Below are 14,127 nucleotides of genomic sequence, written 5' to 3' on the forward strand. Positions count from 1 at the left end.
AACAGGAGGAAGCTGTCAGGATTATCGATCTAAAAAAGGAGGGACGTAATGGAGTTGCCATCTGGCCCAGGTGTTTCGGTCCGTGATCGCGTATTGGCTGCAATCCGGCAGCACCCAGAAATCACTGAGATCGAAATCGAAGAGGCTGTGAGCCCCTCGCGTGGGCGCGATCGTGATCTAAATCGGTGCCTTCTTGAACTGCTCGCGATGCAGCAGGTCGAACGACATGGTAATGGTGGACCGGCTGATCCTTATCGTTACAGGATTAAGCAACCTAACAGCTAACAAAGGAGCATCTACTCCCACCGGGATAATCTAGCAGAGAAGCAGGCGCGATAACTACATGGAGCAACAACAAGCAGAGGCAGCGCCGTGCCCTTCACCCCGCAGAACTTTTCCCATGGTGGGAAAAAACTAAAGCCCGTCAGAGCCGATCAGTATGTCTATGATTATAACTGGCGGAAGGTAAGGGGCAGACGATTGGCGGAAGAGCCGTTATGCCGAGCATGTCAGCAAGATGGACACATCACACCCGCGACGCAGGTGGACCACATTATGCCAAGGGCAGACGGCGGCAAGGACGTTTACGAGAATACGCAGAGCTTATGCGGTCCATGCCATGCGGCCAAGACGGCAGAAGAGAACAGGCGACGCTTTAGCCTGCTCTAGTCCTCATCGCCTTTATGCAAGGGGGGGGTTATTTTTGTGAGAGTAACCCCATATAGCAACAACGCCCCAACACAAAAGATGCCAGTGCGAATTAAACAGTTCGGGGTCCAATTCGGAGGATCAGGCGAGCAGAGCCTTCCTTAATGACAGGCCAGTAAAGGTCGAGACGATTTCGACTGTGACTTCCAGTTCATCACCTCCTCCGTATGATGGGAATATCACACCGGAGGACGTATCAGTCTGATAATTACCGAAGACGCGAGCTACGGCGTCTGGAGAAATGAACGTCCGCTTGTCCAGCACCCCGAGGGCAAGAAGGTGCTCGACTGATTGCCACGCCTTTTCTCCATGCTGTTCCTTAAGCGTCCTGTATAATTTCCACTCTTCGATCGTGATTTCTATTATCTCTCCATCCTTGGCCAGATCATATTTCGCCACATCACCATTATAAAATAAGTTCATCACCTTAGCGTCAAGCGGCACAAGTCGGGACACGATTTCTAAGTGGCGACGGTCTGCCGAATCTGGATCACCAGTGGCGGTGTTGGCGAGCAGCCGCGCAAAGAGTTCCTGAATTTCTGGCTCGTCCTGTTTTGTGGCCTCTTCGAACCAGTCAAACGCATATCGTTCGGGGATGAGGCCCGCCTTCAGTTCCAGTCCCCTGCGCTTCAGTTCAGCATTAAGCTTCTCCTGAAGTTTCGCAGCATTGGCTATCCGCCAAGCCGCTACGCGGTCCCCAATTACGGCCTGCCAAGTGTCGCTGAGCGTATTCGCAATTGGTCTCGCTGCTGCCGCGACCGGTGCCATGATTGTCTTTGGATCGATCCCCACGCTCTATGTTCCTGCTCGCCTTGATTGATCTTTAGGTCTGCTAAATACCTCAATGAAGCGCGGACCCAAGAAGAAAAGCATCGAAGAGAAGCAGGCTGTCGGCTCCTATCGTCCATGTCGTGACGATCCCAACATCATCATCCCGACGAGCGCAGCGCCGCCCGTCATGCCGGATTACCTCAGTGCCGAAGCGCAAGCTGTGTGGCATGAGGAACTGGATCGCGTCACTCAGAGTGGAACATCGGCCCTCGATAGCAGCCTGTTTGCCGACTATTGCTGCCTTGCTGCCATTGTCCGTGAGGCATTCAGGACAGGCGAAGTGCCGAAGGGCAATCAGCTTGTCGAACTCAGGAAGCAGCGAGAGCTATTAGGCATCGGCGGCGCGCCATCGCGAGCGCAGCGCGGTAAGGTAGCCGAACCCGATCAGTCCAATCCCTTCGCGAGCCTGCTCGGTGAATAACCCATGTGGCTTGAGGGCGATGGGCCGTTTTCGCGCAAGGCCGTAGAATATGCAGAGCAGGTAGCGTCTGGCTCAGCCCCGGCCTGTCAGCAAATCCAGCAAGCCTGCCAACGTTTTCTCGATGACATTGACGGCGACGAATGGGAGTTCAAGCCCAAGGCCGTCGAGCGCGTCTGCAATTTCATCCAGCTTCTTCCCCACAGCAAGGGCCAGTGGGCCAGCAAGCGCGAGACGATCAGGCTGGAGCCGTGGCAGGTATGGGTGCTGGCCGGGATCTTCGGTTTCGTCCACCCTGATACCCAGCTTCGCAAAGTCACAGAGGCTTTGCTGCTCATCCCGCGTAAGAACGGCAAGTCCACATTCGCCGCTGGCATCGCAACCTACATGGCCTTCCTCGACAAGGAGGCAGGTGCGGAAGTCTGGATCGGTGCGAACAGCAAGGATCAGGCCGACGCCTGCTTTGAACCGGCTCGTCAGATGGTGCTGCGCTCTCCACAATTAGTGGAGGCAGCTGGCATCGAGGTTCATGCCAAGTCGATATTCAGCCCCGGCACGGGATCGTTCATCCGTTCGATGATCGGCAAGCCCGGTGATGGCTCGAACCCGCATTGCGCGATCTTGGACGAGGCGCACGAGAACGACAGCAGCGAACAATACGACACGATGAAAACGGGCATGGGGTCGCGCACCCAGCCCTTGCTGCTCACCATCACCACGGCGGGCTTCAACGTCGCCGGTCCATGTCGCCAGCTACAGGTCGATGCAGAGAATGTCCTGGCGGGCATCGTGACCACCCCGACGCTGTTCGCGGCGATCTTCACCATCGACAAGGAGGACGACTGGACGGATTTCGAGGTCTGGAAAAAGGCCAATCCCAATTACGGCGTCAGCATTCAGGAAAATTACCTCCGCAACCAGTATGAGGAAGCTCTCAACAAACCGGCCAAGAAGGCTGCGCTGCTCACCAAGCACCTCAATGTTTGGGAAAACAGCACCAGCGGATGGCTGGATCAGCGCGCATGGGCCGCTTGCTCTTCTGACAAGACGCTGGCCGAACTCACCGGCAAGCCTGCATTCGCAGCCTATGACGTTTCCACCCAGACCGACATATCGGCGCTCGCCCTATGCGTCATGGACGGCCAGACGCCATATTTCTTCCCCTTCTTCTTCCTGCCCGAAGGCGCGGTGCAGGGCAGCAAGAACGCCGACGCCTATCGCAGCTGGGCCAGCAGCGGTCACATCATCCTGACACCCGGCAACGCGACGGACTTTGCGGCGATCAAGGAGCAGTTCGAGAAACTAGCAGCACAATTCCAGATCAAGGGCGTGGCCTATGACCCATGGCAGGGCCACCAGTTCGCGCAAGAGATTCAGGATCAGCATCCCAACATTGAAGTCAGGAAGTTCGCGCAGAACATTGGCAACTATAATCCGGTCATGTTGGAGTTTGAAGCACTGATCGCAGACAACAAGCTGCGCCATTCCGACAATGCCTGCATGAACTGGATGGCTGGCAATGTGAGCATCAGGCCAAACTCAGCCAATCATCTATTCCCCAACAAGCCAGACAAGCAGCATCACCTTAAGATCGACGGCATTGTTGCCGCGCTCATGGCTTATGCAATGAAGATGAATGAACCCGAACTCATCATTCCCGGCATTGAGTTCTTCTAAATCGCCGAACTGCCCGCCGCATAAATACCTCTACTAAGGAGACGGGCAGAAACATACATGGCGAAAATATTTGGATTTGATCTTAAATCTCTCAACCCTATCCGCCGCCGTTCGCTAGATGAAATCGCAGCCGCGATTGCGGCAGGTGAAGGATCGGTCATCAATCCAATTGATGAACAAGCACTCTACTCAAGCGCCGTACTCTGTATCGTGAGAGTTATCGCTGATGGCATTGCTCAGGTTCCCTTCAAACTCCTGAAGAGCGGAGATGGACGCCGGGGCGAAGATGCAAAAGGTCACCCACTTTACGATCTGTTGCGGAGCGAGCCGAATGAATGGCAGACCTCTTATGAGTTTCGCGAACAGTTGGCTATCCATGCTGTTCTAACCGGCAATGGATACGCGTTCATCAATCGCGATGCTCTCGGCACACCTCAGGAACTTTACGCTTTTGTCCCGAAGAGCGTCACGCCTGTTCAGCTAGACGACTATACAGTATTCTATCGCGTAGCCACGAAGCACGGCCCTATTGACGTTCCCGCGAGCGAAATGTGGCACATCAAAGGGCCAAGCTGGGATGGCGTAGTCGGCCTGAATGCGACCAAGCTGGCGCGCGAAGCAATCGGCCTCGCATTGGCTTCCGAACAATATGGCGCGAACCTGTTCAAGAACGGTGCTCGCCCCAGCGGCATTCTGACTTCCCCCGCTACCCTGACCATTGAGCAGAAAGTCGCGCTGAAAAAGGCGTGGCAGGAACAGCATGGCGGCGTCGGTAACGCACATAAGACCGCGCTGCTCGACGGCGGTCTAACGTGGCAGGCTATGGCTTCCAGCGCCAATGACGCGCAGTGGATCGAAAGCCGCAGGTTCCAGATCGAGGAGCTTTGCCGCGCCTTTCGTGTGCTGCCGATCATGGTCATGCAGCCCGGCGCAACATCCTACAACTCGGTCGAACAGCTTCTGTTAGCGCACATCGCCCACACATTGATGCCTTGGTATGAACGCTTCGAGCAATCGGCTCGAAAGGCACTGCTCACGCCTCAAGAGAAGAAGGCGGGCCTCTACATCAAGCTAGACAGCCGCGCTCTTATGGAAGCCAGCACCGCTGACCGCGTGGCCTACTTCAACGCGATGCGCGCAATGGGCGCGATGACGATCAACGAAATCCGCGAGAAAGAAGACCTGCCTCGCAGCGATGATCCGAAAGCGGATCAACTCACCCCAGCAGCTAATTTGTTCGGTCCGCAGACTCCTGCACCGAATGATGAAACACAGGATGACCCCGATGCTAACAACTGAGAAGAAGTCCCTACTGGGGATCGAGTGCAAACTGGCCGTCGAAGCCGAGACCGAAACAAAGACCATGACTTTTAGCGGTTATGGATCGGTTTTCGGCAATGTCGATAGTTACGGCGACATCATGGCGAAGGGCTCCTTTGCCAGCAGTATTCAGAGACACATCGACAATGGCTCTATGCCGTTCATGTTCCTGAATCATGCCGCAGATCGCTTGCCCATCGGCCAGTGGACATCAGTTGAAGAGGATGACTACGGACTGAAGATGACCGGCGAACTGCTCGACAGCACTGACGGTATCGACACATACAAGGCACTTAAGGCTGGTTTGATTAAAGGCTTGTCGATTGGCTTCTACCCCGTCGTTTGGGAAATGGCCGCCAAGTCGGACAATTACCGCCGCACAATCTCAGAAGCAGACCTTGTTGAAGTCAGCGTCGTGAATTGCCCAGCCAACTCCAGCGCGCTCGTCTCAGACATCAAATCCAACATTGATGACATGAGCATCCGCGATCTTGAACGCTTGCTTCGTGATCGCGGCTTGTCACGCAAAGAAGCCGAGACAATCGCAAGTCAGTTCGAGAGCAAGAGATATCTCGCCGAGCAGGAGCGCAAGCGCGCAGAGATGAATGAGTTCAACGCTCGCCTGAATAGACTTCTCGGCAAGTAAAAACCTCACCCCTTCAACTTTATAAATATGAGGAGAAGCAAGCAACGGCTTGCTCAAGTGAGCCGCTACAGGGGCGATCCTGTCAATAGGTCACAGAACAAAAACATAATCCTATTAACAGGAGAGAACATAATATGTCAGATGAAACTGATAAGACAGATGCGGTCGTAGCGGCACTGGAAGAGTTCAAGTCCACCTACGACGCTCGCATTACTGAAGTAGGCGAAAAGATTGCCACTCTTTCCACCGCCGTTGAATCTCTAACTTCCACCGTCTCCGATGTTGAGGAGACCGTTGATAGCGTTGCTGAAGAACAGAAGAGCTTCTCGGTCAAGTCGGGGCGCATTGGCGCACCCGCGATCATCACCAAGAGCAATTGGGGTCTGGAACTCCGCAATTATCTACAAACCGGCCTCAACACCCGCGCTGTAACCACTCAGACTGGTGCTGACGCTGGCGCGATTGGCGCAGCCGGTGGCTATCTGGTTCCAGAAGAGTTCGACAAGAACCTGATCCAGCTCGCAATCGACGTATCGCCTGTCCTCGGCGAAGTGAATGTCCAGCAGACCGGCACTCCAGACGTTAAAATTCATGTCGATCTCGGCGGCACTGGCTCCAGCTGGGTCAATGAAACCGGAACCAACGGCATGTATGCTGAAACCGCGACTCCTTCGTTCGCGGAAGTCGCCGTTCCGTTCGGCACCCTGTTCGCCAAGCCGCTGATCTCCCACTACGCTCTGAACGACGCCTATTTCGATCTTGAAGGCTACGTAACCGAGCGCGTTGGCGTAAAGTTCGGAAAGGATGTTGGCGCAGCCATCATCAACGGTTCGGGCACTGGTCAGCCAAAGGGCATCCTTCAGCACACCGCTGTTGCGACCGGCGACGCCACCCGCGCATTCGGTTCCATCCAGTATATCGCGTCGGGTCAGGCCGCTGCTCTGCCAGCTGCAAACACCTACGCGGACAAGTATCAGGACATCGTAACCGCCCTGAACCCAATCTACCGCGCTAACGCGAAGTGGTATGCAACCCGCCAGATGGCTGGTGAACTCCGCAAGCTCAAGGACGCAAACGGTAATCCGCTTTGGGTTCAGTCGCTCGTCGCAGGTCAGCCATCGACCTTCCTCGGCTATCCTGTCGTTGACGGCGTTGAAGACCTACAGGCAATCAGCGCAGGCAATGTGCCGCTGATGTTCGGCGACCTCAAGCAGGCTTACCGTGTGTATGATCTGGTTGGCACGTCGATGCTACGCGATCCATACAGCTACGACGCCTACATTGCGATCAAGACTTCCAAGCGTTTCGGCGGCATTGTCGGTAACAGTGAGGCGGTCAAGCTGCTCAAGATCGCCGCCTCGTAAGCGATCCGCGAGACGAACTCGCACAGTGGAAAGCCCGGTCAAGATGACCGGGCTACCTTCCCATCATAATTTCAAAAACCTCGCCAATTCGTCAACAAGCCTAGAGCTTGGAACCTTGAACAGGTCTTTCCCTGTGGGCGCAATCTCTCGGATCTTAGAATTTACGTGCGGCAGCAACAGCTTGCCGAGCGTAAACTCCTCCTTCATTGGCGCGTCCTTGTCCCACAAATCTTCGGTGCGGGGGCTTCCACCATCGCGCCAAAAGTGCAAATTCGCCTGCTGGCGTTTATCTTTAAACTTACGACGCATTTCAGCCTCGACAGCATCATTTGCCTGAGCAACTGCAAGACTAACATCCTTTGGATCAACTTTTTCGTATATTTTTGTCACATGTTCTTCAGTGACATAGTAGCTTTCTATGTCAGGCAGCACTGGACAGAATATGGAGAGGCCCAACTTCTCATAGGGTTCCGCCCAACGATCAACTTCCGTATCTGTAAGGAAATCCCGGTCGCGGTGAATGATGATCTCGGGCTGGTTGTGGAACATGGCTGCCATTTCTTTGATGACCGCTGCCGACGCTGCATTGCTCACGCCGTTATATGATATCACCTTGACATTGATGTTCTTTCCAAGCGCCTTTACGCACTTTTCCAAATTCTTCTTTCCAGCATCTTCTGTGCAGATGAGGTAATCTGCGCCTTTGGAATCGATTTGATCAAGAGCGCCTAAATCAAGCAGCATTGATGTGAGTCCGCCCTTTTCGTCATGCTTTTCGACACGCCCTTCGCGTAGCCAAACCAATCGCGTTTCAGGTGGTGCAGAACTAACAAGATGACGACTGTGGGTCGAAACGATCACTTTACACTTGTAGCGCGACACTATTTTTGTGAACGCCGTAGAGAGCAGCGCCTGCCGAGAAGGGTGAAGATGACTGTCAGGCTCATCAACCAGAAGCACTTTCGGTCGAAATAATATGACGTATGCAAATATCTGTGTGATTTGAATCACACCAGTTCCCGACAGGTCCATCGGCACGAAGCTATCTTCAGGAGCACCTTCTTTGAACGAGACTTGCAAGTCAACGTATCGCTCTCGTTCGCTATCATAGTCCGCTTTGAACTTGCAAGGTCCGACCACATCAAACAAGAGGTCTTCCAACTCTTGCAGCAACCCTTTTTCGCGGATCAACCTGACGATATTGCGAAACACCAAGTTAGCCTCGCCGCCGGCGGCCTTCTGGAAAACCGAAGCATAGCTTTGCAGTTCCTCATTATGGGGTATGCCAGCAAGTCCCGGCACATAAACACTAAACAATGTTTGAGGATCGCAAATATACTGCCCAAAACCAGTGTAAACACCAGTTCGCTCGACTCCGACATTATGATGATTTCTTGCTTTGTAAATCTCAACTTTGTAGCTGGCATCTGCCCCGTCAGATGTCTTTCCCGAAAGATCAACCGTCCCGCGCGAGCCATCTTTCCGGTTCTCGTAAGGTCCAGAATTTCCCAGGCGCTGAAACTCACCTGTCGGACAATACCTCAACATGGATTCAGCTATAACAACTTGTTGGAGTTCTGCCGATCTCTGAGCGCAACTAACTGCCATATGAACGGCTTGAAGCACACTACTCTTGCCGCTGTTGTTACCTCCCACCAAGTAGGTCAGATCACCGAGTTCGAGCGTCAAGTCAGAAACCCGCTTGAAATTTCTCACTCGAATTTTCTCGATCTGCATAACTTCCCTTTAGCGATAACTATCATCTCGTCGTGGCACCTGCGGCCAGCCCTTCACAAGCATAAATATCGGGGAGGTTCCAGATGAAAACAACGATAAGCCGCGACCCCAATTTTATCGCCCTTTCCGTGGAGGAGGCGAAGCAATGGTGCCGCATTGACGAAGACGCTGACGATGCTCTGGTTGAAAGCCTGATCCGCGCAGCACAGGAAGCTGCCGAAAATTACACAAATCGCTCGATCGTGCCTGCCACGGTTGAATATGCCTTCGATGAGGGCGACAAACGATTTCTGATCCCGACGGCACCGGTCATCGCTATTAGCGATGTTGAGCTTATGGATGCAGAGGGCGTCAAAGAGCCCCTCTCCGATCCCGATAGCTACTGGGTGCTGCTGCGCGACACTGGTGCTGTAGTGACGTTCTCAGGGCAGATCAGGGGCAATCGCGCACTCGTCGTTACATGCGAGGCCGGATACGCCGACGCAGCCGAGATCCCAACAGCGATCAAGCAGGCAATTTCCGTGCATGTTGGCTCGTCCTACGCGGGTCGCGAAGGCCAAAACACAGCAGACGCGACGTTCCGCAACCTGCTCAACCCATATCGTGTGGGCGGCCTGTGAACGCCGGGGCTTTGCGACATCGCATCACGATCCTTACCACTATCAGCGCCATGACGAACGACATTGGCGAGGTGATCGAAGGCGCTCCACTAGAAGTGGCGACGGTTTGGGCCGCCAAATGGCAGCTGACCGCGAAGGATATTAGCCGCGCAGCAGGTCAGGTCGCGCAGGCAGAGGCAAAGTTCCTCATTCGCCATCGCGACGACATCACCACGCAAATGACCGTCCAGCACAAAGGCGTCACTTACGCGATCACCGGCCTTGAGGACTTCGAGGACGGCCAAGGTCTCTTTCTGATGGTTCGCAGCATGACAGCCTGACTAAATACCTGACGCCAACAACGAGAACATAAAAATGGCTGATAGAATTCGCATGGAGATGAAAGGCTGGGACGAACTCAAGAGGGGTTTGGAACAGCTAGGACCAGAACTGGCAACAAGAGCAGGTAAGTCCGCTATTCGTGCTGGTGCGAAAGCCCTATCCGATCATGTGAAAGCGGCTACTCCCGTTGGCGATGATGACACTTCGCGCACTTACAAGAACAAGAGCGGCGAAAGCGTCACGGTCGATTACGGCCATGCCCGCGACAACATCAAAGTTAAGATGGGTCGCGCCAAGAAGGCGTTCAATGTCGTAGCTATTGTGACATTCAGCTCAGCATTCTGGGCGCGCTTTCTTGAATATGGAACCGTCAAGATGATCGCTAGGCCGTTTGCAAAGCCCGCCTTTAACGATGCTGCACCCGTAGTTCTGGAGAAAGTCAGGGCATCATTGGGTGCATCCATTGATCGCCTCGTCAAAAAATATGGGAGGCGCTGAACATGGATGCCTCTTTCTACTCAGCACTCAGCGCGCAGACAGGAACCACTAAGGTTTATCCGGTTCTCGCGCCTGAAACCGCTGTTGCGCCTTTCGTCGTGTATCAGAGAACCGGAACTCAGCGCGATCTAGCTGTTGACGGGCCAACTGGTCTGGCGATCGCATCATATCGCGTCGATGTTTACGCGACCAGCTTGAAGGCAGCGAAGAACATTGCCGACGACGTTGTAACCGGCCTATCTCAATATGCCACTGCGCCAATCATCTACATCAGGATTGAGAACGAGTTCGACGCCTCCGATCTATCCGGCGATCCAAAGTTGTTCCGCATGATCGTTGAAGTGGACGCGCATTTCATCACTGCCTGAGCCAGTCAGCCAAAGTCTCCAAACAATAAATAGTCGGAAGCAAGCCCTGAGAGGCGAGCTGCCAACTTTTGGAGGCTAAAACATAATGACAACTGCCATCGAAACTCAGGGCACCGTCCTAGCAATTGAAACCGCTACTGGCGTTTTCACCCCTATCGCAAAGATCAACGACTTCTCCGCATTCAGCGGCTCTGCGTCTGTCATCGACACAACCAGCCTAGACAGCACTGCTAAAGAAAAGCTGATGGGCTTACAGGATTTCGGTCAGGTATCCATCAACTTCAACGTCATTCCAGACGATGCCGGTCAGGTCGCGCTCGAAGCAGCAAAGGCTTCCCGCGCGTTGAAGAACTTTAAGCTAACCCTCAATGACACTGACAGCACCACTTACGCTTTCTCGGGCTATGTGCTGAGCAAGTCTCTTTCTGGCGGCGTTGACAGCAAGCTAACTGGCTCGGCAACCATCGAAATCTCTGGCGCAGTGACGGTAAGCTAATGGCTAAATTGGCTTCAAAGTCCTTCCTGCTTTCGCAGAAGCCACGTTCCACCGAACTGTTCGTGCCTGAATGGGATGCGACAGTTCGACTGGAGCAGTTCAACGTCGAACGTCGCGTGGCTTTCACGACCACATTGCAGGACAACGCCAAAGCAGTAGCTGCTTACAACAAAGACCCAGAGAACAATTCTGAGGTCGAACTGTTGGATGAGGCTCTTGTGGGCATGGTATTCAGCGTCGTGGATGAGAATGGCGATCTCATGTTCTCGCTCGATGACATTCCCGAGTTGAAAAAGCTGCCATATGCTCAGGTCCAGCAGATTTATCTCGGCATGCTGAGCATGGCCTATTCAGGAGCGATCACCAAGGACATTGAGGCCGAAAAAAAAGGCTGATGGATAACCCAGAGCGACTGTTTGCATGTCGCTTAGCACTCGCTCTGGGCAAAACCTTATCAGATATAGCCTCTATGCCGATGTCAGAGATGACAACATGGATGGCTTACTATGGGCTAGAACCTTGGGGCTGTCCCGTTGAGGACGAACGCTCCGCTAATGCGATGACGCTCTTCTACATGGCGAACAGCAAACAAGGCACGACTGTTCCTAAATTCTATCAGCGTTGGCCAGAGGAAGAAAAGGTCGAACCACAAACCGACGCGAACCTCCACGTAAAGATCAAGGGCTTCTTTGCAGCCTACACAGAACGCCAGAACAAAAAAGCCCCTCAATAAATACTCCGTAGTTCCTACGGAGAAATGTCATGGCACAGTTCGGCAGTCTTTACGCCAGCCTATCACTAGAGAGCGCTTCATTCATGAGCGGCATGAAAAAGGCCGCTGATGAAAGCACCAAAACAAGCCGCATCATTCAAGGCTCGATGGGCATGGCTAGTACGGCTGTCAGGGGGCTGGCTGCTGCCGTAACTGTCGACATCATGACACAGCTGACACAGGGCGCGCTCGATTTCAGCGACGCAATCGCTGATATGTCGGATCGAACCGGCGTTTCCACAAAGATGATTCAGGAATTCCGATATGCGGCTCAGATGGCGGGTTCGGATTTCGAAACTGCTGACGCCGGATTGGAAAAGTTCGCAAAGACTGTTGGTGATGCTGCCAATGGCAACGATGCAGCGATCAAGAAGCTGAAAGAATACGGCATTACCACCCGTGATGTTGATAAGGCGGTCAAGCAGGCAGCTGACGGCATCAAGAAGCTGGACAATCCCACCAAGCAAATGTCCGCGACCATGGACCTGTTCGGTAAGAAGGCAGGCACTCTGACACAGACACTTGCTGCTGGCTCGGAAGGTCTGGAACTACAAGCTAGGGCTGCTCGCGATCTCGGCATCGTTCTCGAAGAGGGCATCATCCGCAATGCCGGTCAGGCGAACGATCAGCTTGATACCATGAAGATGATCCTGAGCGCGCAAATGGCCGCGAATATTTCGGCCAACGCCAGCGCGATCGCGGGCTTCGCCAGCGGCATTTCGAGCGTGACATCGGAGTTGATGAAGTTCTGGCAACAGAACCCAAGGGTTGCGATGTCTATCATGGTCGCAATGGCCGGTGGTATGGCAGCTGGGCAGCCAGGCGCAGCAATCGGCGCTGTCGGGGGCTTTCTGCTCGGCGGAAAGATGGACCAGGCCATGCAGGACAGCAACATGGACATTCGTTTCCGCCAGAAGAAGATGCACGAAGCAAGGGCCGCCTACTACAATGCCAAGGGCGCAGGCTCTACCGATCTTGGCGTAGCTGGAACCGTCAGGCGTGATACGCAACAGCATCTCAAGGAATGGCAGCGCCAAGTTGGATTGCTCAATCAGGCTGTTGCCGCGTCCAGAGCAGGTGCCTTGCCGAAAGGCGATCTCCCTACTCCAAAACCCACCGGCTCGTCATCTAAGCCGAGCGGTCCATCAGCAGCGGAACTGGCGCAGAAGGAAGCCGAACGCCGCGCGGCATATGAGAAAGACCTTTCCCGTGCCGATGCCGAACTTGCTCGCGCATCATATATTGATCGAGGCAACTACGCGGAAGGCTATGCGCGTGAACGTGAAGCCATCGAGAAGGAACTTGCCGACCGCAAGAAGGAAATTCTAGACGAAGTTAAGACGCAGCAGAACCAGAGTGGCCGCTACACTGAGGAAGAGGCGAAGAACCTCATTCAGATGGAAGAGAAGATCGCGCTGGCGCACAAGGACCAGATCAACAACGAGGAAGCCTCGCGCATTGAAGAGGAACTGCTGAAGCGCAAGGATGCTGAACTATCTGATCAGCTGGAAATGCTAGGCATCACGGGTGAGTTGGCAAAGACGGCTCGCGAAAAGCGTGACATCGAACTCCGCAGTCTTGAACTGGCGAAGAAGCGCGAGAAGATGGAACTAGAAGCTGTCCTGTCCGCAACAAGCAAGGCATCGCCAGAAGAGCGCGCAACAGCACAACGCAGGCTGGACAATCTGGATAGCAAATATGGCGCGATGTCGCAGTCAGTGGTCAAGAACACCATGGGACCGCTCGAAAGCTATTTGGACAGCCTGCCTGATAGCGCTGCACAGGTTCAGGAAAGCCTAGAAGGCATTGCAGCGCACGGCTTGGAAAGCATCAGCAGCGGACTTGCCGACGCAATCGTGAACGCGAAGAGCTTTGGCGATGTCTTCGAAGGCGTCGCGAAGCAAATCCTCGCCAGCATCGCGGAGATCATCATCCAGCAGGCTTTCATCAAGCCATTGGGTGGGCTGTTGAGCGGTGCGCTGTCGGGCATCGGCATTGGTGGCGGCTCTGCTGGTGGTGGCGACATCGTAATGGGCGGTGCTTACAATGATTTCATGGGCGCTCACGCTAATGGCGGTCACGTTTCGTCCTCTGGTTGGAAGCTGGTCGGAGAGCGCGGTCCCGAACTCGCCTATCTGAGCGGTGGCACAAAAGTTCTGCCCAACAACGTGCTGTCTGGGATCACCGGCAATGCTGGCGGACTGACGATCAATGTCGATGCGCGTGAGAGCCAGAACGAAGCCCGGACAAAGGAACTGGTCCTGCAGGGCATCGTCGAAGCACTGCCCTCGATCAAGGCTCAAGCAACGGAGCATACGATGAATAAGCTCAGCAGACCGAGGCTGTGACGC

General features: G+C 54.2%; 16 protein-coding genes. 14 read left to right on the top strand and 2 right to left on the bottom strand.

The features are described 5' to 3' along the window. Nucleotides 1–372: 372 nt before the first annotated feature. Nucleotides 373–669, top strand: a complete 297-nt coding sequence (locus L858_RS22530; RefSeq protein ID WP_022682125.1) for an HNH endonuclease — start codon at nt 373–375, stop codon at nt 667–669. 120 nt (nt 670–789) lie between these two features. Here the strand turns inward: L858_RS22530 and L858_RS0105405 are convergent, their stop codons facing one another. After that, on the bottom strand, nt 790–1,500 hold the full coding sequence (locus L858_RS0105405; RefSeq protein ID WP_028055841.1) for an Abi-alpha family protein: 711 nt from the start codon (nt 1,498–1,500) through the stop codon (nt 790–792). A 52-nt stretch (nt 1,501–1,552) separates the two neighbouring features. Here L858_RS0105405 and L858_RS0105410 point away from each other — a divergent pair, with 52 nt between their 5' ends. From L858_RS0105410 to L858_RS19700, 5 genes are all read left to right on the top strand, one after another. Beyond that, complete coding sequence (locus tag L858_RS0105410) at nt 1,553–1,960, top strand: hypothetical protein (RefSeq protein ID WP_022682127.1); 408 nt, start codon at nt 1,553–1,555, stop codon at nt 1,958–1,960. A 3-nt stretch (nt 1,961–1,963) separates the two neighbouring features. Continuing rightward, entirely contained in the window at nt 1,964–3,634 is a 1,671-nt protein-coding gene (locus L858_RS19685; protein ID WP_022682128.1) for a terminase large subunit, read from the top strand. A 57-nt stretch (nt 3,635–3,691) separates the two neighbouring features. Then, nucleotides 3,692–4,933 (top strand): phage portal protein, encoded by a 1,242-nt coding sequence (locus L858_RS19690; protein WP_022682129.1) that lies wholly within the window; start codon nt 3,692–3,694, stop codon nt 4,931–4,933. Beyond that, on the top strand, nt 4,920–5,600 hold the full coding sequence (locus L858_RS19695; RefSeq protein WP_051132600.1) for an HK97 family phage prohead protease: 681 nt from the start codon (nt 4,920–4,922) through the stop codon (nt 5,598–5,600). Before L858_RS19690 ends, L858_RS19695 begins: the two co-directional genes overlap by 14 nt. Nucleotides 5,601–5,713: 113 nt before the next feature. Beyond that, nucleotides 5,714–6,964: a phage major capsid protein gene (locus tag L858_RS19700; RefSeq protein ID WP_274518594.1), complete on the top strand. Its 1,251-nt coding sequence runs from the start codon at nt 5,714–5,716 to the stop codon at nt 6,962–6,964. 63 nt (nt 6,965–7,027) lie between these two features. Here L858_RS19700 and L858_RS21205 read toward each other — a convergent pair whose 3' ends face one another. Continuing rightward, complete coding sequence (locus L858_RS21205; RefSeq protein WP_081643298.1) at nt 7,028–8,701, bottom strand: ATP-dependent nuclease; 1,674 nt, start codon at nt 8,699–8,701, stop codon at nt 7,028–7,030. Nucleotides 8,702–8,784: 83 nt separating this feature from the next. Here L858_RS21205 and L858_RS19705 point away from each other — a divergent pair, with 83 nt between their 5' ends. The 8 genes from L858_RS19705 to L858_RS0105475 all read left to right on the top strand — a co-directional run bounded on the left by L858_RS19705 (nt 8,785) and on the right by L858_RS0105475 (nt 14,124). Beyond that, complete coding sequence (locus tag L858_RS19705; RefSeq protein ID WP_022682134.1) at nt 8,785–9,321, top strand: head-tail connector protein; 537 nt, start codon at nt 8,785–8,787, stop codon at nt 9,319–9,321. Then, nucleotides 9,318–9,641, top strand: coding sequence for a phage head closure protein (locus L858_RS21930; protein WP_022682135.1), 324 nt, complete (start codon nt 9,318–9,320; stop codon nt 9,639–9,641). Before L858_RS19705 ends, L858_RS21930 begins: the two co-directional genes overlap by 4 nt. 34 nt (nt 9,642–9,675) lie before the next feature. After that, complete coding sequence (locus L858_RS0105450; protein WP_081643299.1) at nt 9,676–10,140, top strand: HK97-gp10 family putative phage morphogenesis protein; 465 nt, start codon at nt 9,676–9,678, stop codon at nt 10,138–10,140. 2 nt (nt 10,141–10,142) lie between these two features. Then, complete coding sequence (gp17, locus tag L858_RS19715) at nt 10,143–10,508, top strand: tail completion protein gp17 (RefSeq protein ID WP_022682137.1); 366 nt, start codon at nt 10,143–10,145, stop codon at nt 10,506–10,508. Between the two features lie 85 nt (nt 10,509–10,593). Then, nucleotides 10,594–11,004: a phage tail tube protein gene (locus L858_RS0105460; protein ID WP_022682138.1), complete on the top strand. Its 411-nt coding sequence runs from the start codon at nt 10,594–10,596 to the stop codon at nt 11,002–11,004. Further along, complete coding sequence (locus tag L858_RS0105465) at nt 11,004–11,399, top strand: hypothetical protein (RefSeq protein WP_028055844.1); 396 nt, start codon at nt 11,004–11,006, stop codon at nt 11,397–11,399. The genes L858_RS0105460 and L858_RS0105465 overlap by 1 nt, the downstream gene beginning before the upstream one ends. Further along, a complete protein-coding gene (locus tag L858_RS19720) occupies nt 11,399–11,737 on the top strand; it encodes a phage tail assembly protein T (protein ID WP_022682140.1) in 339 nt (112 codons plus the stop codon). Before L858_RS0105465 ends, L858_RS19720 begins: the two co-directional genes overlap by 1 nt. Before the next feature lie 29 nt (nt 11,738–11,766). After that, complete coding sequence (locus tag L858_RS0105475; protein WP_152639772.1) at nt 11,767–14,124, top strand: hypothetical protein; 2,358 nt, start codon at nt 11,767–11,769, stop codon at nt 14,122–14,124. Nucleotides 14,125–14,127 lie beyond the last annotated feature (3 nt).

It is taken from the genome of Sphingobium bisphenolivorans (assembly GCF_000412635.1).
Taxonomy (GTDB): domain Bacteria; phylum Pseudomonadota; class Alphaproteobacteria; order Sphingomonadales; family Sphingomonadaceae; genus Sphingobium; species Sphingobium bisphenolivorans.

Bases quoted from the DNA above. Each gene is read 5' to 3' on its own strand.
- L858_RS19705 (WP_022682134.1), top strand. From the start codon at position 8,785: ATGAAAACAACGATAAGCCGCGACCCCAATTTTATCGCCCTTTCCGTG.
- L858_RS0105450 (WP_081643299.1), top strand. From the start codon at position 9,676: ATGGCTGATAGAATTCGCATGGAGATGAAAGGCTGGGACGAACTCAAG.
- L858_RS19695 (WP_051132600.1), top strand. From the start codon at position 4,920: ATGCTAACAACTGAGAAGAAGTCCCTACTGGGGATCGAGTGCAAACTG.
- L858_RS21205 (WP_081643298.1), bottom strand. From the start codon at position 8,701: ATGCAGATCGAGAAAATTCGAGTGAGAAATTTCAAGCGGGTTTCTGAC.
- L858_RS19685 (WP_022682128.1), top strand. From the start codon at position 1,964: ATGTGGCTTGAGGGCGATGGGCCGTTTTCGCGCAAGGCCGTAGAATAT.
- gp17 (WP_022682137.1), top strand. From the start codon at position 10,143: ATGGATGCCTCTTTCTACTCAGCACTCAGCGCGCAGACAGGAACCACT.
- L858_RS0105460 (WP_022682138.1), top strand. From the start codon at position 10,594: ATGACAACTGCCATCGAAACTCAGGGCACCGTCCTAGCAATTGAAACC.
- L858_RS19690 (WP_022682129.1), top strand. From the start codon at position 3,692: ATGGCGAAAATATTTGGATTTGATCTTAAATCTCTCAACCCTATCCGC.
- L858_RS0105410 (WP_022682127.1), top strand. From the start codon at position 1,553: ATGAAGCGCGGACCCAAGAAGAAAAGCATCGAAGAGAAGCAGGCTGTC.
- L858_RS0105475 (WP_152639772.1), top strand. From the start codon at position 11,767: ATGGCACAGTTCGGCAGTCTTTACGCCAGCCTATCACTAGAGAGCGCT.
- L858_RS19720 (WP_022682140.1), top strand. From the start codon at position 11,399: ATGGATAACCCAGAGCGACTGTTTGCATGTCGCTTAGCACTCGCTCTG.
- L858_RS0105465 (WP_028055844.1), top strand. From the start codon at position 11,004: ATGGCTAAATTGGCTTCAAAGTCCTTCCTGCTTTCGCAGAAGCCACGT.